Source organism: Micromonospora sp. SD19 (assembly GCF_054462275.1).
The window spans coordinates 126409-151281 of record NZ_JBTLMN010000001.1; the positions used below are offsets into that span (position 1 = coordinate 126409).

The following is a 24873-nucleotide window of genomic DNA, read 5'->3' on the forward strand; positions in this document are numbered from 1 at the left end:
CGGTGCGACGGCCCGACGCCGCCCCTTCCTGACCGACCCGCCGCCGAGGTCGCTGGGGGGACCTGGCAGCGGGTGCGTGTCGGCGACCCGGTTCTGCCCAGGAGCAGAACCTCCCCCGTTCGCCGATACGGCCAAGAAGTTACCGGGCCCGGCGATAAGAAATCGATAAGAGCCGTTAGACCTGATCAGGGCCCTGAAGTCACAGTTGTGGAAGCCAACTCGGCGAGGCGGCGTTCGGCCTCGAAACGCTCCGGCACCCCCATCCGCCGGAAGATCGCCAACGCCCGCTCCCAGTGCCTGCGGGCCTCGGCCGGGTCGGCGCGGGCGAAGCAGTCGGCGAGGCCGGCCAGGGCACGCCCCTGCTCGTACGGGTGCGAGATCCGGGTGGCCAGTCGCAGGGCGGCCTGGTGCATCTCGACGGCCTCGCCACCTCGCCCCTGCGCCAGCAGGGTACGGCCGAGTTCGTTCAGCGCGGCCGCCTCGACGTGTCGTTCCCCCGAGGTGATCGACAACTGTCTGGCCGCCTCGTGCTGCTGTTGGGCCTCGACCAGACGGCCGAGACCGCGATAGGCGATCCCGAGGTCGTTGCGCACCTCGGCCTCGGCGTACCGGTGGCCGGTGCGATCGCGCAGGGCCAAGGAGGCCATGAGGATCCGGATCGCCTGTGGAAGCTCACCCATCCGGACACGTACGCCACCGATGTGGCTCAGCGCGTTGAGCAGGTGAAAATCCTCGGAGTTCGTCCGGGCCCAGGCCAGGTGCAGGCGGTGCAGGCGCAGCGCCTCCTCGTAGCGCCCGAGCATCATCAGTGCCATGCCGAGATTCGGTAGGACCATCGGTGCCCTGCCGGCGCCGTACCCCTTGTAGTCGCGCAGGCACTCGAAACCGACGGTCACCGATTCGGTCAGGTTGCCACCCCACCAGTAGACGGCCGCGAGATTCGCGCGGTACCGAGCCGTGGCCAGCACGTCCCCCGACTCCGTGGAGAGGGCGACCGCGCGGGTCAGGTAGTCGAGCGATTGCCGGATGTCACCGGTGCGCACGTAGCCGGAGGCGAGATAGTTGTTCATCAACGCCATCGCATAGATGTCCCCGGTCGCCTCCGCGGCGGTCAACGCGTGACGGTGGGTCAGCAGGATGTCCTCGAAGTACCCACGGATGTAGCAGAACCGCCAGAGGGCCCGGGCCAGCCGCCAGGAGTACTCGTAGAAGCCCGAGTCGAGCGCGGACAACACCATCGTCACCAGGTCGGTCCGCTCGGCCTCCAACCAGTCGGCGGTGGGCTCACCAATGGCCGCGACCAGTTCGGGTCGTCCGTAGGGACGGTGCGGGACGCCGAACTTCATCACGCCGGGCTCCAGCGTCTCGGCGGCCGTCAGCGCCGCATCAAGCGTGAAGTCCAACAGTTGGGCCAGCCCGAGCCTTCGATCACTAGCGGAGTCGGTACGGGAGCACAGCTCCACGGAGTACTGGCGCATGAGGTCGTGTAATCGGTATCGCGCCGAGTCCAGGTCCTCCACCAGGTTGCTGTCGACCAGGTCGTCGAGCGCCTGGTGCGCTTCCGCGATGGTCAGTCCGGTCAGTGCGGCGACCGCCGCCGTGCTGAAGCGGTTACCGGGATACAAGCCCAGGAAGCGAAAGACACGCTTGGTCGAGTCCGGGAGCGGTTCGTAGGAGGCGGCGAAGGCGCCGGTGACGGTGCTCGCCTCCTGCGCCAGGTGGTGCAGCACCAGGGGGTCGCCAGCCATCTGCTCGGCCATCTCGGCCAACCGCCAACCGCGACGGTGGGCGAGCCTGGCACCGGCCAGCCGAATCGCCAGGGGGAGATGCCCACACAGCCGGACCACGTCGGCGGCGGCCGCCGGCTCGGCCTCGACCCGGTCATGTCCGACGCTCAGTCCGAGGAGATCCACACTTTCCTGAGGGCTCAGCACCGGCAGCGTCTGCGAGGGCCCCACATCCGGGTGGGACAAGCGCCGACGCGAGGTCACCAGCACGACGGCGGTCGGCTCGGTCGGCAGCAGGGGCACGATCTGGTCGCTGTTCGCGGCGTTGTCGAGAACTATCACCGATCTCCGCTGAGCGAGTTCCTGTCGCCACAACTCCACTCTGGCGTTCAGGTCGACAGGCACCCCGTTGGCGGGTACCCCGAGTTGTCGCAGCAGAGTGACCAGGGCAGCCGCTGGTTCCACCGGCTTCTTCTCGCCATGCCCGCACAGGTCGATGAAGAGCGCGGCGTCCGGGTACCGGGCGGACAACTGGCGGGCGAGGTGCACGGCGAGGGTGGTCTTGCCGCTACCCGCCATGCCATCGATGATGTGCACGGCTGGCACCCGCTCCTCGACCCGGCGGGTCTCCGCGAGCAGCCCCGACACCACGTCCTCCCGACCGACGAAGTCGGTGACCGCCCGGGGAAGGTGATCCACCGGCCTGGGCCTGGGTGGTTCCGCGGAGGCCACCACGGCCGCGGGGGCGGGCACGTTCGAGGCGGTGGGCGCACTCAGGCCAGTCGGACGGACCGCGGCGCTGGCTTTCGAGAGCGACGCAGCCACGGTGAGGATCGTGCGGTGGAGCGCCTGAAGCTCGGCACCCGGGATGATTCCAAGCTCCTCCGCCAACCTGGCGCGGACCTCGCCGTACGTCCCGACGGCGCCGGCGTGGTCGCCCCGCTCGTACAGCGCTCGGATGAGAAGCACGTACGCGGGCTCCCGGAGGGGGTACCGCACGATGATGTCCCGCAGCAGCGGGATCGCCAGGTCGTCCCGGCCCGATCTCAGCTGCACGTCAGCGAGGAGTTCCATCGCCAACAGCCGCTCCTCCTCGGCGGTCGCGGCGTGCGCGGTGAGCACCGGTCCGAGCGGGATGCCGGCGAGCATCGACCCATGCCATCGCCCGACGGCGCGCCCCAGCAGTTCCAGGGCCTGATCCAGGCGGCCGGCCATCAGCGCTTCCCGTCCGGCGACGCGTTCGGTCTCGAAGAGACACATGTCGACGGATTCCGGCCCCACTGCGAGCCGGTAGCCGCTCTGCTGCCGGACGATGACACCCCGACCGGACTCGAAAGCCTCGAACGTTCGACGCAGATTGGCCGCGTAGGTCCGTACGTTCGCCACCGCAGAGCGCGGTGGGGACTCCGGCCACAGCTCGTCGACCAGGTCGCCCAGGGTCACCAGTTGCCGGGGCTGGACCGCGAGCATCGCGAAGACAGCCTGCTGTTTGGGTGTACCCAGGTGCAGCTTGTCAGCGAGCAGTCGTACTGAGAGGCCGCCCAGAAGTTGAATCTCCACCCGTCCCCCTGCTCCAGCGGGGTATTCAGCCGATCACGCAACGAAGCTTACGGGCACCGGAAGGAACGCCCGACGCCAATCAGTCCGTCGATGCGAGCGCTCCACGGCCATCCACTGTGACGAGGTCGCCGAGTGCAATGCGAACATTGCAAGAACCGTCCGTTGCCTTAGCGTTCTCGACCCTTGCCACGTCACGGAAAGAAGGAACGAAAGCCGCAACTGCTGGCTTCCACACCCGGGCCGCACCTTGGGGCAGCGCCAGGGTCAGCCACGTTCACCGGTCAACGCTTGCGCCGACACTCGACGAGTGGAACTCCTGGCTGAAGCTGGTGAGCGGTTGGCCGAATCGGCGGATGAGTTGCGGCACCGGAGCACCCACACTGAGGGCGCGGTCTAATCGGTCGGCAGGGCTCACGACATTCCGCGACGGAGCGGATGCAGGAGGCGAACATCCCAGCGCTCTCCGCACCGGAACGCAAACAGAATGTCACTTATCAGTACGGGATTAACTAATGTTGAGGATAACGACATTTATCATCCCTAACTAGGGCCAACCCCATTTAAGCTCCATTCGTAGAGAGTCGGCGCCATCGGAGCCCGACAGCCGTACGAAGGAGAGGGTGGGTGAAATGCGCGGAAACGAGTGGGGCTGACATCGGTGCAGGACTTCTGCATCGTCCGGCGATATGGTGCTAGCACGACAGGCGAGGTAATCCAGGAGTTGCGTGGCCTCTTCACAACGACGCGATGACGGGACCGATCGACGGCTACGGCTGATCGTCGGTCTCCTCGTCGTTGCTGCCGCAGTCGTCACGTTCGCCTCCCTGAGGCTCACCTTCCCTGCGGTCGAGGCTCCGACACCAGACGGAGCAACCCTGGTAACGCTGACCGCCATGATCGCCCTGGGTGCGTTCGTCAAGACGCGCGTACGGGTCCGATCCGCGGTGCACCTCATCAGTTGGAGCGAGGCGGCCATCGTCATCGCGGCGGCGATCGCCCCCGTCCCGTGGGTTGCGCTCTGCACCTGCGTCGGGATCGCCATCGCCTCGGCCCGTCTACCACCGATCAAGCTGGCCTTCGGCGTCGGCAAGAACATCCTCGTCGCGGCTGGTGCGGGCCTAACCTTCGCCGTGCTCGACTGGACCTGGCCCGACATGCAGGCCCCGCAGTTGGTGGGGGTCCTGGCGCTCGCGTACCTCCTCGCGTCACTACTCGACGAGCTGCTGGCGATCCCCGTGATCGCGCTCGCCTCCGGCACCAAGATCTCGACCCAGTTCCGCAGCAACCTGGATCTTCGCCTGGCTGGTTACGCGGTCCGGTTCGTGGTGGCGGCACTGACCCTGCTCACCCTCCAGATGGACCCCCGGTTACTGCTCGCCGTCCCACCCCTGGTCCTGAGCCTGCACCTGGCCTACTCCGCGCGCATCCGCGGTCGCACCGAACAGCAGGCGTGGCAGCGGCTGGCCCGCACCACCGACGCGCTCAACGTGGTCGACCTGGACAACGTCCTCACCACCGCCGTCACCCAGGCCGCCGAGTTGTTCTCCGCCGACGAGGTCGAAATCGAGCTGCGTGACGGCGGTCGCACCGTACGCGGGGGCACCGGCGGCATCACCTTCGACGGCCCGACCGGCACCCCCACCGGCGTGGACGGCACCGTCGTCCCCGCGCCGCTGGAAGGCCACGACCGCACCGTCGACGTCGGCATGCTCCGACTGCGCTTCCGCGGCCCGGTGCGACTCTCCGAACGGGAGCAGTACACCCTGCGCACCTTCGCGTCCGCGCTCTGCACGGCCGTCCGCAACGCCCAGGCGTACGCCGAACTGGCCCGGGTGGCCGACGAGCACGCGTACGCGGCCTCACACGACGCGCTGACCGGCCTGGCCAACCGCCGACAACTCCTCGACGAGGGCACCGAGCAGTTGAGCACCCGACACGCCGACGGTGTGACCGCGCTGGTGCTGATCGACCTCAACCACTTCAAAGAGGTCAACGACACGCTCGGGCACGCCGCCGGTGACCAGGTGCTGGTGCAGGTGGCCGACCGGTTGCGCGGCGCGGCCCAGACGACCGACCTGGTGGCCCGCCTCGGCGGCGACGAGTTCGCCGTACTCCTGCGGGGTCTGCCGGCCCCGGCGGTGGCCGCGCACCGGGCCGAGACGCTGCTCGCCGCCCTGCACGAGCCGTTCGAACTGGACGGCATGCGCATCAGCGTCGAGGCCAGCGGCGGGATCTCCGGCGCCCCGTCCAACGGCGGCATGGCCGAGCTGCTACGCCGCGCCGACGTGGCCATGTACCAGGCCAAACGGGCCGGACAGCGGATCGCCACCTACGCCCCCACCCGGGACACCGCCGACCTCGGCCGCCTCACTCTCGGCGGTGACCTGCCCCGCGCGGTCGCCGACCACGAGTTCGTCGTCAACTTCCAACCGATCGTCGACCTGGGCACCGGCGAGGTGACCAGCGCGGAAGCTCTGGCCCGCTGGCACCACCCCGTCCACGGCCTGATCGACCCGCTGCGGTTCCTGGAGGCGGTGGAGCGTTCCGGCCTGCTGCCGGCGTTCGCCGAAGCGATCCTCGACCAGGCGCTGATCGCGGCGGTGAGTTGGCGCGACGCCGGCTTCGACGTACCGGTCGCTGTCAACGTGTCCCCGCGCAGCCTGCTCGACGCACGGTTCCCGGGCTCGGTGCTGGCCCGTCTGCGCGCCCACGACCTCCCACCGGACCGGTTGGTCCTGGAACTGACCGAGACGCTGACCCTCAGCCAACTCGACGTGGTCGACCGGGTGCTCAGCCGGCTACGCGACGAGGGAGTCCGGTTGGCGTTGGACGACTTCGGCACCGGCTACTCCTCGCTGTCCCTGCTCTCCCGGATCCCCGTACACGAACTGAAGATCGACCGGAGCTTCGTGACGACGATGGAGAGTTCGGCGGAAGCCGCCGCCGTTATCCGTTCCACCCTCGACCTGGGACGCAGCCTCGACCTGGACGTGGTCGCCGAGGGAGTGGAGAGCGAACCGCAACGGCGAGCCCTCTGGGAGTTGGGCTGCGTCGCCGGCCAGGGCCACCTGTTCGCCCGACCAATGCCGTCCGGCACCCTGCTCGCGGCGATGCAACGCGGCTCCGGCGGCCGACCGGGCACCCTCGCCGCACCGCTGCACGACGCGGGGGCCGTGATCCGGCTGAGCCAGAACCGCCGCCAGGCCGGCCGCTCCCGACCCGACCGCCTCCCCCACCTGCCCGCCTGAGCAGGCGACGGCCCGGAGCGCGGGCAGCCCGGTCTGCCAGACTGTCGCGCGTGATCGCCGACGACCCGACCGCCCGCCGCCGTCGCTGGCACTGGCGGACGCTCGACAACGCCGCCGGAGGGCTCGCCCTCGATCTCGGCCTCTACGCCGTCTCGGCCACCTTCGCCGCGATCACCGCGGTCACGTCGACCCTGCTGCCGCACCGCGCCTGGGGCGCTGTCGCCGCCGTCGGCTACCTGCTCGCCACGCTGACGGTCACCGCCCAACTGCTGCTGCGTCGACGATCCCCGACCTCCCGGCTGACCGGCCTGCCAGCCCGCTGGACGGTCACCGGTCTCGCCTGGGCCGCCACCACACTGCTGCCGCTGGCCTGGCAGAGCATCGACCGGGCCGGCGGACGCACCGACCGGGCCCAGGAGGAGGTGCTGGTAGTGGAACAGGCCGGCAACCGCCTCCTGGAACACGGCACCCCGTACCTCGGACCCGACGCCATCGCCGCCCTGCCACCCGGCGAGCAACTGATGGGCTACACCCCGTACCAACCCGGCATGGCGATGTTCGGCCTGCCCAGAGCGCTGCTCGACACCTGGTGGACCGACTCCCGGGTCTGGTTCGCGATAGGCACCGCGCTGGCCCTCGCCCTGGCCGTCGCCGCCCTCCGCGGCACACGAGCCACCGCCGGCCAGCCCACCACCACCGCCGCCACCCACCAGCGGGACGCCGCCCTGCTGCGCGGCGTGCAGGCCGCCACCGTCCTGCCCATCTGCGCCCTCACCCTCGCCACCGGCGGCGACGACCTACCCGTACTCGCGCTCTGCCTGCTGGCCCTCGCGTTCGCCGCCACCGACCGACCCGGCCGGGCCGGCCTCGCCGTCGGGCTCGCCGGCGCGCTGAAACTGTTCGCCTGGCCGGTCGCCCTGGTCCTGATCATCTGGGGCCTGACCCGCCGCGCCGGCACCCGCGTCGCCGCCGGCGCCATCGGCCTGCCCGTCGCCGCACTACTCCCGGCCCTGCTGGTGGACCGCGACGCCCTCACCGAGAACGTGCTGCGCTTCCCGCTCGGCCACGGGCTGGTCACCAGCCCCGCGCAGTCACCGTTCCCCGGCTACCTGATCGCCAGCACGCTACCCGCCGGCCGACTCATCGCCGCCGCGCTGCTGGTCGCCGCCGGAGTGGCCATCGCCGTCCGGCTCGCCCGCCGCCCGCCCCGCACCGCCGTCGCCGCCACCCTCATCTGCGGGTACGGGCTGCTCGCCGCCATCGCCCTGATGCCCTCGACCCGCTTCGGCTACCTGCTGTATCCACTGGCGCTGCTGACCTGGGCACCCGCGCTGCACCGCCCGGCCCACACGCCGGCCACCCCGCTTCCCGACGTTTGGCCCGGTCGGAGCACTTCGGCGTAACTTCCGAGCGGAACGACCCGTCAGGGCGTAGACCTGAAGGCATGACGACGTACCGCGACCGGGCCGACGCCGGCCGGGTGCTCTCCGAACGGCTCAGCGCACTCATCGGCGAACCAGACGTCGTCGTCCTCGGCCTCGTGCGGGGCGGCGTACCTGTCGCCCGAGTCGTCGCCGAACGGCTCGGCGCGCCACTGGACGTGCTGGTCGTCCGCAAACTCGGCATGCCGTGGGCCCGGGAGGTCGCCTTCGGCGCACTCGGCCCGGGCGGCGTCCAGGTGCTCAACGACCTGGTGGCCGGCCGGCTCAGCAGCGACGACATCGCCCAGGTCAGCCGGCAGGAGCAGGCAGAGCTGGAACGCCGGGAACGGCTCTACCGGGGCGGGCGCGCACAGTTGGACCTCACCGGACGGACCGCGGTGATCGTCGACGACGGCCTCGCCACCGGCGCGACCGCCCGCGCCGCCGTCGAGGTCGCCCGCCAACTCGGGGCGCACCGGGTCGTGGTCGCGGTCCCGGTCGGCGCGCAGGAGGCGTACGAGCTGCTGACCGCCGAAGCGGACCAGGTCATCTGCGCCCAACGCCCACCCGACTTCGGCGCGGTGAGCGTCTACTACGACGACTTCCACGAGGTGTCCGACGAAGAAGTCACCGAGGCGCTCACAGCAACCGCTTAGGTGCACCAGGTACCGTCGGGAGATGAGCCTCACCTGTCCCAAGTGTCACGGAGAAATGCGCCAGTACGAGCGCAGCGGCGTCGTCATCGACCAGTGCGGGGAGTGCCGAGGCATCTTCCTGGACCGCGGCGAACTGGAGAAGCTGTTCGAAGCGGAGGCCAACTGGAGCCGCCAGCAGGCCGGTGGCGCGCCAGGTCAGCCCGCGCAGCAGCCGGCCGGCTACCCGCCGCCGCCCCCGCCTCCGGCGCACCAGCCCGGGTACGGCAACGTCCCGCCGCCGCCCCCGCCCGCCCACGGCTACCCGCCGCAGCCGGCCTACGGCCACCCGCAGCAGCACCACGGCTACCACGGCCACTACCGGCAGAAGAAGCGCAAGGGCTTCCTCGACGAGATGTTCGGCTGAGCCGAGGCAAGCCTTCGCCCGGGTCGATCCACGCGTCGGCCCGGGCACACCACCGGTGACCATTGGCGGGCGGCAGGCTTCATGCCAGGCTGAATCGCATGACCGCGATCCGACCGCACGAGGCGCTGGCCCAGGCGTACGACGGGATCACCGCGGTGGTCGACCGCCTGGACGACGCCGGCCTGCAACGAGCCACCCGCTGTCAGGGATGGCTCGTCGCCGACCTGCTCCTGCACGTGCTCGGCGACGCCCAACGGGCACTCGTCGCCCTGGCCAGCCCCGTCGACGGCCCCGCCGACGTCGACGACGTGAGCTACTGGCGGGACTTTCCCGGCGACGACGACACTTCCGCCCGGCACGCCTGGTGGGTCCGCCGATCGGCCGCCGCCTTCGACCGTCCGACCGGGATCGTCGACCTCTGGCGGGACACCGCCCCGGCCTCGGTCCGCGCCGCCGCGTCAGCCGCCCCTGACGGGTACGTGACCACACAGGGCCACGTGCTGCGGGTGCCGGATTTCCTCGCCACCCTGACCACCGAGGCCGCCATCCACCACCTGGACCTGACGCTGGAACTCCCCGACGCCCCGCCGCCCGGCCCACTTGCGGTACGCGTCGCGGTGGCGACCATGGACGGCCTGCTCAGCGACGACACGGTCAGACCCACCGCATGGGACGACCATGACTTCCTGCTGAAGGCCACCGGGCGGGTGCCGCTGACCGACCGGGACAGGCTGGAGCTGGGCGAGTCGGCGGGCTGGTTCCCGCTGCTCGGCTAGGGCCTGTTTCATAAGGGCGGTCGAGCCGAGGCGGAGTCCGGGCGGCGATCCGGCAAGGCGCGGTTTCGTCCGGATACCGGTGTCGTATCCGGACGAAACCGCAACGCCGCCGGTCGTCGTCCGGGCCCGCCGCAGGCCGGCCAGTCCTTATGAAACAGGCCCTAAGCCGTCGACGGTGCCGTGCGGTCAGCCGATGGCCATGTCGACGAAGCGGGACAGGTGCAGCTGGGCCGCGACGGTCACCGTGTCGGTGGGGCCATTCCGATGCTTGGCAACAATAAAATCCGCCTCCCCGGCCCGCGGCGACTCCTTGTCGTAGTAGTCGTCGCGGTGCAGCAGGATGACAACGTCGGCATCTTGCTCGATCGAGTTGTGGGTGGCGATGCCGTTGGCGATGAAGTTGTGCTTCCCGAGCACAGTCGCGTCGAACACTTCCTGCTCACCGAGCGACTCGATGGACACTATCGAGTCCCAGAAGATGTCGTTCGTCGCGTGCAGGTCGAGGTCGGCCGCGTCGAGGACGGTGGCGATCGCCGCCAGTCGGGAACGGCTGGGCGCGCGCTTCCAGAGGGCGCTGCCACAGAACTGGGTGCCGATGGCGGCGGCGAACTCACGGTGGGTCATCCCCTGCTCGACCAAGATCTCCTTCACCCTGGTCCACACCTCGCGCGGCACGGTGTCAACGTTGGTGTTGCTCTCCGTCGACTCCAGAGCAGCAAGCAGAGCGGCGCAGCCCTCCGAGCGCTCCCCATGGACGCCAATCTCGCGCAGGAACCTCAACTGGTCGTCCCGACCGGAGATGTCGAGCGTGTACTGAGGGCGGTGTCCCACGACTGGTACGACCCGCAGCCGGGCTGTAATGCCGTACCTGAGGAGCAGTCGAGAGATGTCTTCGAGCATTCGTCGGCTCGTGGACGCGAAATAGACGCGCCCTCCGCGGCCGGTGTTACTGACGGTCACCGAACCGTCAGTAGCCCAGAGGTGCCGCAGGAAGCTGGTGATCTGCTCCTTCGGCAGGCTGAAAACGCCAGCAGGGATGAATTTCTCGTGTGACCTCAGACCGAAGAGGCCCAGCTCGTCCAACCAAGCCGCGATCGGGTTGCGCCGACCGCGAGCCAGGCGGTACGGCGCTGGCAGGCGGAGGGTTGTGACCCTCGCGGCCGCGTAGTCGTCGCGGACGGCGGAAATCCCGAAGTGCTTCGCTGCTTCCGTCACGGCCTGCAGGTTCAGCTCATCACGACTTGCGTACCGGATGGGTTGGCGGCGCACGAACGAGCCGTCGCCCAACAGGTGAGCCAGCATGACCACCTCGGCATCGACCCACGGGCGGGTGACCATTGGAGGCGGTAGGTGTCGCGGCGTGGCGATGCGATCTCCGGGCGACAGCTCACCGAGCGGCACCCACCCGGTGAACGCGAGGAAGGGGTGGTTCGCTGTGGCATCGATCTGCTTGCCCGATGCGAGGGTCAGCCGGAACACCTCGCGGGTGCCGCTGGGGAAGACGTGGGTCATGGTGCGGGGCGTATAGCGAAGGCTCTCGTCCAACGCCCAGACCGGGATTTCTTTAGCGTTGCTTGACAACAACTCACCGAGCGTGATCTCGGTGTTGTCATCCGCTCGAACCACCCGGGTCTCCGCCGTGAGGCAGCCTGATTCCCGCAAGTCGGACAATTGGGGTCGCTTGTCGGTGCGCTGCTCGGGACCACGGTTCAGCTGACTGACCGCGATGACAGGGCACTCGACCTCCTTGGCCAGCAGCTTCAAGCCACGGGACAGGTCGGCGACCTCCTGCTGGCGACTCTCGGTGCGCTTCGGCGAGGTCATCAGCTGGAGATAGTCGACCACGATCATCTTGAGGTCGTGCCGCTGCTTGAGCCGCCGGGCCTTGGCCCGGATCTCCATCAGGTTCATGCTCGGCGTGTCGTCGACGAAGAGCGGCGCCTCGCTGATCTCGCCCATGCAGCGGGCCAGCTTGGTCCAGTCGTCGTCGGAGAGTTGGCCGCTGCGCAGCACGTGCAGCGGCACCCGCGCCTCGGCGGAGAGCAGCCGCATGACGATCTCGACCTTGCTCATTTCCAGCGAGAAGATGGCCGCAGCCTGGTTGGCGCGAATAGCTGCATTTCGGGCAAAATCCATACTTGCCGTAGATTTGCCCAAACCAGGCCGGCCGGCCACGATAATAAGTTGGCCGGCGTGCAGACCGTTGAGCAGCCGGTCCAGGTCGCTGAAGCCGGTGGGCACACCGGTCATCACACCGCCCTGCGCGCCCACCGCCTCGATCTCGTCAAGCGTCGGCTGCAACATGTCGGCCAGGACCGCGAAGTCCTCACTGACCCGGCGTTCGGTGACGTCGTAGACGGCCTGCTGAGCGAGGTCGACGACGTCGTCCACGTCGCGGCTGCCGCCGCTGGCGGTGCCGTAGCCCAGTTGCACGATCTTGGTGCCGGCCTCGACCAGTCGACGCAGCACCGCCCGCTCACTGACGATGCGGGCGTAGTACGCGGCGTTCGCGGCGGTGGGCACGCTGGCGATGAGCGTGTGCAGGTACGGCGCGCCGCCGATGCGTACGAGATCCCCCGAGTCGGCCAGCGCCGCCGCGACCGTGATCGAGTCGGCCGGCTCACCGCGCCCGTAGATCTCGAGGATGATGTCGAAGATGGTGGCGTGCACCGGCCGGTAGAAGTCGTTGGTCTTGAGGATCTCGACGACGTCGGCGATGGCGTCCTTGGAGAGCAGCATGCCGCCGAGGACGCACTGCTCGGCGGCGACGTCCTGGGGCGGGGTCTTGTCGAACTGGCCATCCCGCTGCGAAGGTGGCTGGCCTCCGCCGGAGCGTGGCTCTGCCCGCATGTCGTCGGTGACCGACACGGGTCCCCCCTCCACTGCGCCGGATCCAACCCCAGCTCTACCGCTGGGGTACGACACTTCTCGTCCGACCGGGCCGGTCGATCGGGGGCCATCGCCGGCGGTCGAGGGCCAACCATACGGACCCCGAGGTCAGAGACTCAACAACGCCGGTGGACGAGCCTCGGGACAACCTGTGGATCCCGGTGGACAGCATGTGCGCAGCGTGTGCACAGCCTGTGGAAAACCATTGGGGAATTCTCGGCCATAGCTCGCTGACCTGCGGGGAAATGCTCCCCAGCCTGTGGAGGAGAATATTTCGGTCGGGCCTGTGACACGATCGTCCCGTACTATCTCCAGCGAACGGCTACACCTGGACAGCGGATTCCGCTTTCGGTTCAGAAGGGTCACACTCCGGCCGTGAATTACCGGGACTGGGGACGCGGCGATGGCAGCCCGCGCGAGCGCCAGCCAACCGCCTCGTGGCGTGAGCCCGCGGCGTCTGTTCCGGTTGATCCGTACGACGAGGACGGGCGCTACCGCACCTCCAGCCGGCGCCGTGCGTTGGACCGCGGCCAGGACGAGCCTGTCGACGCCTACCTGCCCCGGTGGGCGCTGGAGTCGGGGGTCCGGCACGCGGACGGCGGCGGTCGTCACGCGGCACCGGACGAGGACGATGACGAGCTCGACCCGCCGCCCTCCGGTGCGGGCCGGCGGTCCGCCGAGTCGGCGACTTCGCAGTGGCGGGGCGGCGACACGCGTCGGCGGGAGCAGCCGGCGATCGGCCCCGCGCCAGACTCGGACCACACCCGGGAGTGGACGCTCGACCGACCGCAGGATCAGGGGTACGCCGGCCGTCGACGGGCCGACGCCGGTGGGGACGAGCCGGTCTCCGGTGCGGTCTCGGACCGTCGTCCCCGCCGCGCACCCGCCGGCCGTCCGCAGGTGATCTGGTCGGGCGGGGATGTCGAGTCCGCCCCGACCGAGCAGGTGCCGGACGAGGCGCCGAGCCGCCGACCCAGCCGGCGTAGCCGTCGTGCGGCGGAGGAGTCCTGGACCCGTCCGGCGGCCGACCCGTGGGTGCGCGGATCGGACCGGGTGGCGGAGCCTGAACCGTCGTACCCCCCGGCGGTGGACCCGTGGGACGCCTCGGGCGTGCACGCGTGGCCGCCTGCGGCGGGAGCGGACGGCGGGGACCTGAGCGGGCAGTGGTCGGCGGTGGAGAGCGTCGGTGGTTGGGAGCGGTCGGACCGCACCGGCCAGTGGGAGCGGTCCGCGATCGAGGATGACCAGTGGGACCGTACGCTGCCGCCGCGCTCGGATCGTTCGGTGGCGGCCGAGGGTTGGCCGAGCCGTGAGGACGGTTTCTGGTCCGGCACCCGGCTGGCCGACGACGACCCGCGGTGGATAGATCCTCCGACGTCTGCGCCACGGTCTCCGGTGGTGGGTTACACCGCTCCTCGACCGCGCAGCTCGCCTGCACCACGGGCCGGTGTGCCGGGCGCGGGTGCGCCCCGGCGTCGGGCGGACCGGCCGGCGGTGGGCTCGGCGTCGGTGCGCCAGCGCGTCGAGTCGGCGGCCACTGGTGCCTGGGCGCGGCGTCTGGAGGACGACCTGCTGGACCCGGACCCGGGCGGGTCGGTCCGGCCCCTGTTGTACACGGCGGCCTGTTACCTGGTGCCGGCGATGCTGATCTTCGTCTGGTTGTTGACGTTGGACAGCCAGGCACCGGCGGGTTGTGTGACCGACATCAGCGGGGGTGGGTGTGACTCGGCGCGGTCCCGCGCGTTGGAGTCACTGCTCGCCGGTTCGCCGCGCTTCGGTTTGGCGCTGGTGAGCAGTCTGGTGGTGGCGGCGCTGCTGCGTCGGGTCGGTACGACGTGGCGGTCGGCGACCATCGCGGTTGCCGCCGCGGTGGTGGGCGGCGGCCTCTCCACGGTGCTGATCAGCGCGGTGACGGGCCAGCCCATCGGGTGACCCGACGGCCGGGCTGCGGGCCGGGCCGCGCTGGCGGTGTGCGGACCGGGGCCGCGCGGGCCATCCGGGTCCGGGCAGCGTCGGATCGGATGACGTACGCACGAGGGCCCGCACCGATTACTCGGTGCGGGCCCTCGTGGTGGTGTTGCGGACGTCAGCCCTGAACGACGTTCAGGTTGAACGACGCGGTCACCTCGGGGTGCAGCTTGATCTTCACCGGGTAGGTGCCGGTCGACTTGATGTGACCGGGCACCTCCAGCCGACGCCGGTCGAGGACCGGGCCGCTGGCCGCCTTGACGGCGTCGACGATCTCGGCCGGGGTGACCGAGCCGAAGAGCCGCCCGCCGTCGCCGGCGCGGACCTTCAGGTTGACCTTGAGACCCTCGAGCTGAGCCTTGACCTCGTTGGCGTGGTCGAGGTCGCGGATCTCGCGGGCCGAACGGGCCCGCTTGATGACCGTGACCTGCTTTTCCGCGCCCTTGGTCCAGGCGATCGCGAAGCCCTGCGGCAGCAGGTAGTTACGGCCGTAGCCGTTCTTGACCTCGACGATGTCGCCCGGGGCACCGAGGCCGGACACTTCCTGAGTCAGGATGATCTTCATATCGGTGCCTCCTCTCAGCGGGTGGTGGCCGTGTACGGCAGGAGCGCCATCTCACGGGCGTTCTTGACCGCGCGGGCGATCTGCCGCTGCTGCTGCGAGGTAACGCCGGTCACCCGTCGAGCGCGGATCTTGCCGCGGTCGGAGATGAACTTCCGCAGCAGCGCGGTGTCCTTGTAATCGATATAGGTGATCCCGTCCTTGTCGAGCGGGTTCACCTTCTTCTTCGGCTTGCGAAGTGCCGCAGCCTTGGCCATTGCACGTGCTCCTGGTTTGCGATCGCGGGCGCTCGGCGCCATTAGAACGGTGGCTCCTCGTCAAAATTGGCGCCCGAACCGGCACGCGCGGGAGAGGGAGCGGCCGAAGCCCAGGGGTCGTCGAAGTTGCCTCCGCCGCCACCCTGGTTGCCACCACCACCGCCACCGAAGCCGCCGCCACCGCCGCCGGAGCGGGACATCTTCTGCACCTTCGCCGTGGCGTAGCGCAGCGACGGGCCGATCTCGTCGACCTCGAGCTCGATGACGGTGCGCTTCTCACCCTCGCGGGTCTCGTACGACCGCTGACGCAGCCGGCCCGACACGATCACCCGAGCGCCACGCTGCAGCGACTCGGCGACGTGCTCGGCGGCCTGCCGCCACACGGTGCAAGCGAGGAACAGCGGCTCGCCGTCCTTCCACTCGTTCGACGCCTTGTCCATGAAACGGGGCGTCGAAGCGACTCGGAACTTGGCGACCGCAGCCCCGGAGGGGGTGAACCGCAACTCGGGGTCATCGGTCAGATTGCCGATGACCGTGATGGTGGTGTCTCCTGCCATGACCATCTCCTCGCGCACTCAGCGTCTCGTCGTACAGGCTCCCAGAGCCCTACGACAGAGTCGCGGAGGCTGATCCGGACGAACCGGGGGTTTGAAGGCTTAGCGCATTTCCGGTCGGAGGACCTTGGTGCGCAGCACGGACTCGTTGAGTCGCAGCTGACGGTCCAGCTCGGCGACCGCAGCAGGCGTGGCCTGCAGGTCGACGACGGCGTAGATGCCCTCTGCCTTTTTGTTGATCTCGTACGCGAGGCGCCGGCGGCCCCACACGTCGGTCTTCTCAACCGAGCCACCCGCGGTCCGAATCACGTTCAGGTACGTGTCGAGCGACGGGGCGACGGTGCGTTCCTCGAGGCTGGGGTCGAGGATCACCATGATCTCGTAATGACGCAAGACGTGCTCACCTCCTGTGGGCTAAGCGGCCACGGTCCTTCCGTGGCAGGAGGTCTTGTGTCGTGGTCCGCACGCGCCGAGGGAACCCGGCCGGACGCGGACAACCTGACCAGGATACCCGGTCCGAACGATCATGCCCGGGGTGGTCGGGCCGGCACCCGGACATGCCGACGGGGGCCCACCGTCCGGCCGTCAATCGGCCGGTGGTGGACCCCCGTCTACGAGGCCGCGGGGCGTCCGGTCCGCATTCCTTGGGTGGGACCTGGGGAGGAACGACCACACCGATGAGGTTGGACCGAAGACGCCCCGCGGAGCTTTATCGTGTTGTTATCTGACGATACAACAGCACTCGTACCTTGTCGGGGGAAAAAGCACAATTTTCCGAGATCGTCGTCGCTCGGTGGCCGCTGTGCGATGGGGTCGCCCCCGCTGCGCCGGGCCGCGCGGCGGGGGTGACCTCGCTGTCGGCCGGCGACCGCCGATCACCGGGTGCGGCGCTCGCGCCACAGGCGGCACCGGAATGCTGGTCGCCGGTTCACACCCATCAACGATCGTCGGTCCGTCCGGTGACGCGACACCGCCCCGGCCGTCGCCCCGGCCGTCGGGGTCGCGACGTAGGCTCGCTCGCATGCGTATCGGAGCCCACGTCGACTCGACCGACCCGCTGGCGGAGGCGGCCGCCCGGTCCGCCGACACCGTGCAGTTCTTCCTCTCCGACCCACAGGGTTGGAAGGCACCCAAGCCGCGCGAAGACGCCGAGCGGCTGCGCGCCGCCGAGGTCGACCTGTACGTGCACGCGCCGTACGTCATCAACGTGGCCACGCTCAACAACCGCATCCGGATCCCGAGCCGAAAGCTGCTGCTCGGGCACGCCACCGCGGCCGCCGCGATCGGCGCCAAGGGCCTGATCGTCCACGGTGGGCACGTCAACGCGGGCGACGACCTGGCCGTCGGCTTCGACAACTGGCGCAAGACCTTCGCGTACGCGGCAGACTCCGGCGGCTTCGGCGTGCCGGTCCTGATCGAGAACACCGCCGGCGGCGACAACGCCTGCGCCCGACGGCTGGACGCGCTCGCCCGACTCTGGGACGCCATCGGTGACCACGAGGTCGGCTTCTGCCTGGACACCTGCCACGCGTACGCCGGCGGCGAGGAGCTGCTCGGCCTGGTCGACCGGGTAAAGGCGATCACCGGGCGGATCGACCTGGTGCACGCCAACAACTCCAAGGGTGCGTTCAACTCCGGCCAGGACCGACACGACAACCTCGGCGGCGGGACTATCGACCCGGAGCTGGTGGTGGCGGTGATCCGGGCGGCCGGCGCGCCGGTGGTCGTCGAGACACCGGGCGGCGTGGCCGGCCAGGCCGCCGACATCGACTTTCTGCGTGAGCAACTCGGAGCGGAGAGCCCGGCGGCATGACGAGCGGACAGCCCGGGACCGGCAACACCCCGCCCACCCCCACCGGCGCGGACACCGAGAGTCGACCCGCCACCACGGCCGCGCCGGGCACGCCCACCCAGCCGGCTCGCCCCTCCGACCCGGCTCGTACCTCCGACAACGCCGCCACCGAGACCACCGCGGGCTCGCCGCCGGACGTCGGTGCAGGCAGTGGAGCCGCCCCGAGTGGCGACCCCGAGGCCGCCCCCGCGACGAGCGGTCCCGCCAGCGACACGGCCCGGCGCGGCGACACGAAGGCCGCCACCAAGCAGGACGCCGCCCAGGGCGGCAGCACCACCAGCGCCAGCACCGCCAAGGACAGCACCACGACCAAGGACACCGGCGCGACCAAGGACAGCACCAGCACCAGCACCAGCACCAAGGACAGCACTGCCGCCAAGGACAGCGGCGCGACCAAGGGCGGTGACGCAGGCAAGGGCGGTGACGCAGGCAAGGGCGCGAAGGGTGACGACGCCGACGGTCCGGACAAGGCCGACGGCGAGGCGAAGCCCGTCGGCCCGGAGCGTTGGGAGGCGTTCGCCTCCGCGCCGGAGCCACGGCCCTCCATCTTCACTAGGGCCGGCCGCGCCGTCGGTCGGTTCCTGATCCACGAGTGGACCCTGGCCACCCTCGCCGCCACGGCACTGGCCGTGCTGATGACCTGGCCGACGCTGCGCTATCCGCGCTACACCCTCCCGCAGGACTACTGGGACCCCAGCCTGCAGGCCTGGCAGATGGCCTGGTCCGGGCACATCCTGCTGGCCGACCCGGCGCGCCTGTGGCAGTCCAACACGTTCTTCCCGGAGCTGTGGAGCTTCGCGTTCTCCGACACCCTGCTCGGGTACGCCCCGGCCGGCATGCTCGGCAGCGGTCCCGAGGACGCCATCCTGCGCTACAACATCATGTTCGTGTTGGCGCACGCGCTCGCCACGCTCGGGGCGTACGCGTTGGCCCGACAGCTCGGGGCCGGCCGGATCGGTGCCGCCGTCGCCGGTGTGAGTTACACCTACGCGCCGTGGCTGCTGGCCCAGGCCGGGCACCTGCACGTGCTCTCCAACGGGGGCATCCCGCTGGCACTGGCGATGTTGGCGCGCGGGCACGGTTGGTCCCTCCGACACGGTTACCGACCGGAGCGACGGCATGACGGCTGGGTCTACGCCGGTTGGCTGGTGGCGGCGTGGCAGCTCAGCCTCGGCTTCGGCATCGGGTTGCCGTTCGCGTACTTCCTGGCCGGCACGGTGCTGGTCGCTGCCGTCCTCTTCTTCGCGCGGCGGCTGCGCACCAGGCAGGCCGTTCCGTTCGGTCGCCGGCTGTTCACCGCCGATCTGCTCGGCGGGGTGTTGTTCGCCGGTATCGGCCTGTTGATGGCGTTCCCGTTCTACAAGGTGACCGAGCTGCACCCGTACGCCGAGCGCACCATCGCCGACATCAGCATCTTCTCGCCGCCGGCGTCGGGCTTCGTGACGGCGCCCGCGGAGTCGCGGATCTGGGGTGGGCTGCACGAGGGGGCCCGGGCGGCACTGCCGTGGCACCCGGAGATGACCCTCCTGCCGGGCTTCGTGCTCTACGCGCTCGCCGCGGGTGGGTTGTTCTTCTCGGTCTGGCGGCTGCGGCAGCGACTGCTGCTGCTGGTCGGGGTGCTGGTGACGATGGCCTTCGCGATGGGCACCCGCTTCTTCGACGGCACCTTCACCTACGTGCCACTCTTCGAGCACCTGCCGGGCTGGAGCGGGTTGCGTACCCCTGGGCGGTTGATGCTCTGGACCACGTTGTTGCTCGCCCTGCTCGCGGCGGGCGCGGTCACCGCGCTCACCGACCGGGTCCGCGAGTTGACCGCGCAACGGATCCCGTCCTGGCCGGGGCCGTGGCTGCGGATGGCCACCCTGCTGCCGCTGCTGCTGGTCACCGTCGAGGGCCTGAACACCACCCCGCATCCGGTGGTGCCGACCCAGCCGGCGGCGATGCGTTCGGCGGAAGGGCCGATGCTGGTGCTGCCCAGCAATCAGAGCCTGGACCAGCACGTGATGCTCTGGTCGACCAGCGGGTTCCCCGACGTGGTCAACGGTGGTAGCGGCTTCACACCGCGCCAACTCGACGACGTCCGTCGGGTGAGCCAGTCGTTCCCGGACCAGACGAGCGTCGACTACCTGCGCACGCTCGGCGTCCGCACTGTGGTGCTGCTGCGCGGCCAGGTCGCCGGCACACCGTGGGAGATCACCATTGACGCCCCGGTCGAGTCGCTCGGCATCAGCCGGCAGGAGGTCGGGGACGCGGTCGTCTATCGGCTCTGAAGCTCTTCATGGGCGGGGTTTGCGGGGGGATCCCGCCCGGCTCCGGGCGGTCAGGCTTGATCCCTGCGCCGGGCGGGCTCCCCCGCAAACCCTGACGTGGTTCCGGCCGTAGTAGACCTTCAGGCTCTGGGTCAGGTGGTTGGGACGGGCTCGGGTTGCGGTTCGCTGCTCGTCTCTCTGCGGCGCCACCGGTCTATCCAGGGCGCGTCTGGTGCGCCGTCGAGAACGCCGCCGTCCGGGTCGTCCGGGTAGGTGGCCCGCACCGCGTCCTGCTCGGGGTGCAGGATCTCCCGCACCACAAACCCGCAGAGCACCACCACAGTGGCCAGCCGCAACGTCGAGGCCAGCACGAACACACCCTCCGGGAAGACCGGACGGCTGGTCGCCGCGCCGAGCAGTTCGCCGTAGAAGGCGACGAAGTAGCAGACCTCGGCGATCTGCCAGGCCAGGAACGCGCCCCACTTCGGCCGGGCCAGCACCACCAGCGGGAGCAGCCAGAGGACGAACTGCTGCGACCAGACCTTGCTGAAGATGAGGAACGCCGCCACCACCAGGAAGCCGAGCTGAGCCAGCCGCGGTCGACGTGGTGCCCGCAGCGCCAGCACGGCCACGCCGAGGCAGGCCAACCCGAACAGCGCGTACGACAGGGTGTTGAGGGTGGGGATGTTGGCGTTCAGCCACTCGAACGGACCGAGCTGGGCGGGGTCGTTGCCGACCTTGCCGTCCAGGTAGCGCCCGATGTACCAGAGCGTGCCCCAGTCGATCGGCCGGGTGGTGTTCAGCTCGAAGAACCGGTCCCAGTTCTCCGGGTACGCCCGGGCGGCCGGCAGGTTCACCAGCACCACGGCGGCGACCGCCGTACCGATGGCGGTGAGCGCGGCGCGGACCCGGTCGGCCCGTAGCGCCAGGATGAGGATCGGCCCGAGCAGGAACAGCGGCCAGAGTTTCGCGGCGCCGGCCAGCCCGAGCAGTACGCCGGCCACCGCCGGTCGTTTCCGGGCCCAGGCCAGCAGGCCGAAGGCGGCCAACCCGATGGCGAGCAGGTCCCAGTTGACGGTGGCGGTGAGCACCAGCGCCGGGGCCAGTGCGAACAGCGCCGCGTCCCAGGGTCGTCGGCGGCGCAGTGCCAGGATCACCGCCACCGTGGCCACCGCGAGCGCGCCCAGCACCAGCGCGTTGAGGTTGTAGAACCACTGCCCCTGGTTGATGCTCGGGTCGCCGTCACCGATCGCGTGCACCGGCAGGCCCAGTGCCCCCATGAAGTAGCCGGTCAGCACCGGGTACTCCACCGGGTGGTCACGGTAGGGCACCTTGCCCTCGTTGAGACCTTCGGCGTAGTAGAGGGCGAGGACGTCGGTGTAGCAGAACCGGGTGTACTGGACGTTGTTCTGCCAGGCGCCGTCCTGACACGGCGACTTCTGCACCCAGTGCAGCGCGAGCGTCAGGCAGGTCAGGGCCAGCACGATCCGGACGGCGGTCCAGAAGCGGCGCTCCCGACCGGCTGGCCGGTTCAGCGCGGTCGCGTGGTCGCCCAGTGGGCCGCCGATCGCGGCGGAGATGCCGCGGACGAACCCATCGGAGCGGGACGGGTGGTCGATGGTTCCGGCTTCGTCGATACCGGGCGTCGACTGGGTGCTCATGAAGAGGCATCCTGCCGTACGACAGGGGTGCCCGTCCCGTCCCGGCGCGGAGTTCCGGGTACGAAAACGCCGCCGCCGGCCGGGACAGGTCGTCCGGCCGGCGGCGGCGTCGTGCGCTGGTGTGGGTCAGTCCCGGTTGGGTGGCAGGCTGGGTAACAGGCCACCGCCGGCGCCACCGGGATTGCCCCCGGGGTTGCCGCCCCCGCCGGGTGTACCGCCGCCCCCGGGGTTGCCGCCCCCGCCGGGGTTACCACCGCCCCCGGGGTTGTTGTTGCAGAACAGGTCGATCAGCGGGTTACACGGCTGGTTGGGTTGATTCGACGGCGGCGGCGGTGGGGGCGGAGGCGGAGGCGCTTCGCCGTTTCCGGAGTCCGGATCGCCGACGTTCGCCGCCGGCGGGAAGTCGAGCTTCGGTTTGCCCTTCAGCGCCTCGTTCATGAACCGCTCCCAGATGTCGCCCGGGAGGTTTCCACCACTGACCTTGCGGCCGTCCTTGAGGATGAGTGGCTTGCGGTCCCGCACGTTGCCCACCCACACCGCGGTGGCCAGCTGTGGCGTGTAACCGATCATCCAGGCGTCGCCGTTGTCCTCGCTGCCGCCCTTGAGTTCCCAGGTGCCGGTCTTGGAGGCCGCCTTGCGACCGTCATCGAGCCGATGGTTGACAGCGGCCGGGTAGTCCTTCAGCACTGACGTCACGTCGTCCACGACGCTCTTGTCGATTCTGCGCTTCGAGTCGAGCTTCTCGCTGTAGACCTTGTCCCACTTACCGGTGTTCGGGTTCTGCTTCTCGACCGAGTAGAGGAAGTGGGCCTTGTTGTAGACGCCGCCGTTGGCGAAGGTGGCGACGCCGTTGGCGTGGTCCAGCACGGTGATCGGGTACTGGCCGTAGCCGACCACGTTGAAGAACGGCTCCGGCGTGACGTCCTTCGCGTCGGTCTTGGTCAGGTCGTAGGCCTTCGCCGGGTTGGTGTCAGTACGCCACATGGTGGTGACACCGGCCTGCTTGGCCATGTCGACGACCTTGTCCGCACCGATCTCCTCGGTGACGTAGTAGAACGGCACGTTGAGGGACTTCAGCGTGGACACCCTGAGGGTGCAGGAGTTGCCGCAGGAGGGGTTGTCGGTGCCGGCGTTGCTGACCTTGAAGGTGCCTGTCGGCTTGAAAGCCTTGCCCTTCCACCGGGACTCGAGTGACTTCTTCTCCTTGAGCGCCGCCGCCAGGGTGTAGATCTTGAAGCTTGAACCGGGGGAGTGACCGCCACTGATCGCCCCGGTGGAGTCGGTGTTCTTGCCGGCATAGTCGGTGCCGGTGCCGTTGTCACCGCCGTAGTACGCGACGACCCGACCGTTGGTGGGGTCGATCGCCACCACCGCGGCCATGATGTTGCTCCGCTCACCGGCCAACTCGGAGCCCTTGGACTTGCGCTGGGCCGTCTCGACCGCCGCGGCCTGCATCTTGGTGTCCACCGTGGTGCGGATCCGGTAGCCGCCGGCCATCAGCGCCTGGGAGCACAGCGGCTTGGCGTCGGTCACCTCCGCGTCCTTCTCGACGCAGATGCCCCTGTCCCGCATCTCCTGGCGGACGTAGTTGATGACGTTGCCGTACGGGGTGTCGACGCCGAAGTCGACGCCGATGCCGCCCTTCTTCGGGGCCTTGATGCTCTTCATCGGGTACTCCGTAGGCCGCGGCTCCTTGCCGGGCACACCGAGCCAGCCCTCCTTGACCATGCCGTCGATCACGTAGTTCCAGCGGTCCTGGGCGTCGGTCGGGTTGATCGCCGGGTCGTACCCCTGGTGGGTGGAGCTGGGTTCCGGTTGCTTGATCAGGGCTGCGAGCACCGCGCCCTCGGCCGGCTTGAGGTCCTTCACCGACTTACCGAAGTAGGTCTGCGACGCCGCCTCGATGCCGTAGGCACCCCGGCCGAAGTAGATCACGTTGAGGTAGTGCTGCATGATCTGCGGCTTCGTGTACTCGTCGTTGAGCTTGGAGGCGAGGATCGCCTCCTTCACCTTCCGGGCGTACGTGTCGTCCTTCAGGTTGTCGTAGGCGTTACGCGCGTACTGCTGGGTGATGGTGGAGGCACCCTGCTTGTCGCCGCCGGAGAGGTTGTTCCAGCCGGCACGGGCGATGCCCTTGTAGTCCACACCGGAGTGCCGGTAGAAGTTCCGGTCCTCGGCGGCGGCCACCGCGTCCTGCACGTACTGCGGAATCTGGTCGATGGTGACCAGGGTGCGGTTCTGATCCCCCACCTTGGCGATGATCGTCTTGTTGTCGAAGGCGTACAGCGTGGTCGCCTGCGGCGGGGTGATCTCGTCCGGGAGCACCACGTTCGTCGAGTAGTAGGTGAACCCGACCACGCCGATGCCGGCGAGCATGATGAAGACGGCGAACCCGGCGATCAGCAGGTTCATCCGCTTGCGCTTCTTGGCCCGCGCCGCGGCACCCGGGTCACCCGGACCACGACCGCCCCGACCGGGACCGCCCGGGCCTCCCGGCCCATTGGGCCCGCCCGGCCCACCGGAGACCGGTGAGACGCTCGCCCGAGCGACCGCCGCACGACCGCCGACCGACGCGGAGCCGACGCTGGCCCGGCCCGCCGAGGCGGTGCCGACCGAGGCGGCCCCGACAGCCGCGGCGCCGACCGCCGCCCGTCCTGCCGGTGCGCCCGGCGCCGGGGAGACGGGCACCGAGGCCCGACCGGCGCCAGCGCGACCGGTGGCGGCCACACCCGGTGCCGGCGATACCGGCACCGAGGCCCGTCCGGCCCGGCCCGGCGATGCCGAACCCACCGAGGCGGATCCGGCGGCCGCGCCGCCACGCGGCGGCACCGAGGCGGAGCCGCCAACCGTGGCGCGACCACCGGCAGCCCGTGGTGTCACCGAGGCCCGGCCTGGGGTTGCCGTGCCTCGGTCGGAGGCTGACCAGCCACTCCCGCCGGAGTCACCGCCGGGTCTGCGGTACGCGTCGTCCGCGCCCGGTCCGGGGTCACCGTCGGGACCCGAGTGCTGGGTCCGTCCGCGCGCAGAACTGGGATCGCCGTACGAGTTCATTCCTCACACCCTGCCGGTCGCGGTGGGGCGCTGCTGCGC

At 69.9% G+C, this 24873-nt stretch carries 16 protein-coding genes; 8 read left to right on the forward strand and 8 right to left on the reverse strand.

Annotated features, from left to right (window positions below; translation table 11 throughout):
• Window positions 1-185: 185 nt before the first annotated feature.
• Window positions 186-3287 carry an AfsR/SARP family transcriptional regulator gene (locus ACX27O_RS00625; RefSeq protein ID WP_210865597.1) on the reverse strand — a complete coding sequence of 1034 codons (3102 nt, stop codon included), beginning with the start codon at window positions 3285-3287 and terminating at the stop codon, window positions 186-188.
• A gap of 725 nt (window positions 3288-4012) precedes the next feature.
• Here ACX27O_RS00625 and ACX27O_RS00630 point away from each other — a divergent pair.
• The 5 genes from ACX27O_RS00630 (at window position 4013) to ACX27O_RS00650 (ending at window position 9791) form a co-directional block, all read left to right on the forward strand.
• Entirely contained in the window at window positions 4013-6535 is a 2523-nt protein-coding gene (locus ACX27O_RS00630; RefSeq protein WP_458938802.1) for a putative bifunctional diguanylate cyclase/phosphodiesterase, read from the forward strand.
• A 50-nt stretch (window positions 6536-6585) separates the two neighbouring features.
• A complete protein-coding gene (locus ACX27O_RS00635) occupies window positions 6586-7938 on the forward strand; it encodes a glycosyltransferase family 87 protein (RefSeq protein ID WP_358129603.1) in 1353 nt (450 codons plus the stop codon).
• A 41-nt stretch (window positions 7939-7979) separates the two neighbouring features.
• Entirely contained in the window at window positions 7980-8612 is a 633-nt protein-coding gene (locus ACX27O_RS00640) for a phosphoribosyltransferase (RefSeq protein WP_030331797.1), read from the forward strand.
• A gap of 22 nt (window positions 8613-8634) precedes the next feature.
• On the forward strand, window positions 8635-9015 hold the full coding sequence (locus tag ACX27O_RS00645; RefSeq protein ID WP_030331799.1) for a TFIIB-type zinc ribbon-containing protein: 381 nt from the start codon (window positions 8635-8637) through the stop codon (window positions 9013-9015).
• A gap of 98 nt (window positions 9016-9113) precedes the next feature.
• Window positions 9114-9791, forward strand: coding sequence for a maleylpyruvate isomerase N-terminal domain-containing protein (locus tag ACX27O_RS00650; protein ID WP_030331801.1), 678 nt, complete (start codon window positions 9114-9116; stop codon window positions 9789-9791).
• A gap of 186 nt (window positions 9792-9977) precedes the next feature.
• Here ACX27O_RS00650 and ACX27O_RS00655 read toward each other — a convergent pair whose 3' ends face one another.
• Complete coding sequence (locus ACX27O_RS00655; protein WP_458938803.1) at window positions 9978-12674, reverse strand: replicative DNA helicase; 2697 nt, start codon at window positions 12672-12674, stop codon at window positions 9978-9980.
• A gap of 381 nt (window positions 12675-13055) precedes the next feature.
• Between ACX27O_RS00655 and ACX27O_RS00660 the strand changes: the two genes are divergently transcribed.
• Window positions 13056-14612: a hypothetical protein gene (locus tag ACX27O_RS00660; protein ID WP_357637393.1), complete on the forward strand. Its 1557-nt coding sequence runs from the start codon at window positions 13056-13058 to the stop codon at window positions 14610-14612.
• Between the two features lie 154 nt (window positions 14613-14766).
• Here ACX27O_RS00660 and rplI read toward each other — a convergent pair whose 3' ends face one another.
• The 4 genes from rplI to rpsF all read right to left on the reverse strand — a co-directional run bounded on the left by rplI (window position 14767) and on the right by rpsF (window position 16414).
• Window positions 14767-15213 carry a 50S ribosomal protein L9 gene (gene rplI, locus ACX27O_RS00665; RefSeq protein WP_030331806.1) on the reverse strand — a complete coding sequence of 149 codons (447 nt, stop codon included), beginning with the start codon at window positions 15211-15213 and terminating at the stop codon, window positions 14767-14769.
• Between the two features lie 14 nt (window positions 15214-15227).
• A complete protein-coding gene (gene rpsR, locus ACX27O_RS00670) occupies window positions 15228-15467 on the reverse strand; it encodes a 30S ribosomal protein S18 (protein ID WP_013289355.1) in 240 nt (79 codons plus the stop codon).
• 41 nt (window positions 15468-15508) lie between these two features.
• Window positions 15509-16042, reverse strand: a complete 534-nt coding sequence (locus tag ACX27O_RS00675; RefSeq protein WP_030331808.1) for a single-stranded DNA-binding protein — start codon at window positions 16040-16042, stop codon at window positions 15509-15511.
• A gap of 81 nt (window positions 16043-16123) precedes the next feature.
• Window positions 16124-16414: a 30S ribosomal protein S6 gene (gene rpsF, locus ACX27O_RS00680; RefSeq protein WP_036411437.1), complete on the reverse strand. Its 291-nt coding sequence runs from the start codon at window positions 16412-16414 to the stop codon at window positions 16124-16126.
• 628 nt (window positions 16415-17042) lie between these two features.
• Here rpsF and ACX27O_RS00685 point away from each other — a divergent pair.
• Complete coding sequence (locus ACX27O_RS00685) at window positions 17043-17834, forward strand: deoxyribonuclease IV (protein ID WP_030331813.1); 792 nt, start codon at window positions 17043-17045, stop codon at window positions 17832-17834.
• Window positions 17831-20143 (forward strand): hypothetical protein, encoded by a 2313-nt coding sequence (locus tag ACX27O_RS00690; protein ID WP_458938804.1) that lies wholly within the window; start codon window positions 17831-17833, stop codon window positions 20141-20143. Before ACX27O_RS00685 ends, ACX27O_RS00690 begins: the two co-directional genes overlap by 4 nt.
• 131 nt (window positions 20144-20274) lie before the next feature.
• Here the strand turns inward: ACX27O_RS00690 and ACX27O_RS00695 are convergent, their stop codons facing one another.
• Window positions 20275-21783, reverse strand: a complete 1509-nt coding sequence (locus tag ACX27O_RS00695; protein WP_210865602.1) for a glycosyltransferase family 87 protein — start codon at window positions 21781-21783, stop codon at window positions 20275-20277.
• A gap of 126 nt (window positions 21784-21909) precedes the next feature.
• Window positions 21910-24834 carry a transglycosylase domain-containing protein gene (locus ACX27O_RS00700; protein WP_030331819.1) on the reverse strand — a complete coding sequence of 975 codons (2925 nt, stop codon included), beginning with the start codon at window positions 24832-24834 and terminating at the stop codon, window positions 21910-21912.
• Window positions 24835-24873: the final 39 nt, after the last annotated feature.

Excerpts from the sequence above, each read along its gene's own strand:
- ACX27O_RS00640 (WP_030331797.1), top strand. The coding sequence starts at position 7,980 with ATGACGACGTACCGCGACCGGGCCGACGCCGGCCGGGTGCTCTCCGAA.
- ACX27O_RS00645 (WP_030331799.1), top strand. The coding sequence starts at position 8,635 with ATGAGCCTCACCTGTCCCAAGTGTCACGGAGAAATGCGCCAGTACGAG.
- ACX27O_RS00650 (WP_030331801.1), top strand. The coding sequence starts at position 9,114 with ATGACCGCGATCCGACCGCACGAGGCGCTGGCCCAGGCGTACGACGGG.
- rplI (WP_030331806.1), bottom strand. The coding sequence starts at position 15,213 with ATGAAGATCATCCTGACTCAGGAAGTGTCCGGCCTCGGTGCCCCGGGC.
- rpsR (WP_013289355.1), bottom strand. The coding sequence starts at position 15,467 with ATGGCCAAGGCTGCGGCACTTCGCAAGCCGAAGAAGAAGGTGAACCCG.
- ACX27O_RS00685 (WP_030331813.1), top strand. The coding sequence starts at position 17,043 with ATGCGTATCGGAGCCCACGTCGACTCGACCGACCCGCTGGCGGAGGCG.
- ACX27O_RS00690 (WP_458938804.1), top strand. The coding sequence starts at position 17,831 with ATGACGAGCGGACAGCCCGGGACCGGCAACACCCCGCCCACCCCCACC.
- ACX27O_RS00695 (WP_210865602.1), bottom strand. The coding sequence starts at position 21,783 with ATGAGCACCCAGTCGACGCCCGGTATCGACGAAGCCGGAACCATCGAC.
- ACX27O_RS00700 (WP_030331819.1), bottom strand. The coding sequence starts at position 24,834 with ATGAACTCGTACGGCGATCCCAGTTCTGCGCGCGGACGGACCCAGCAC.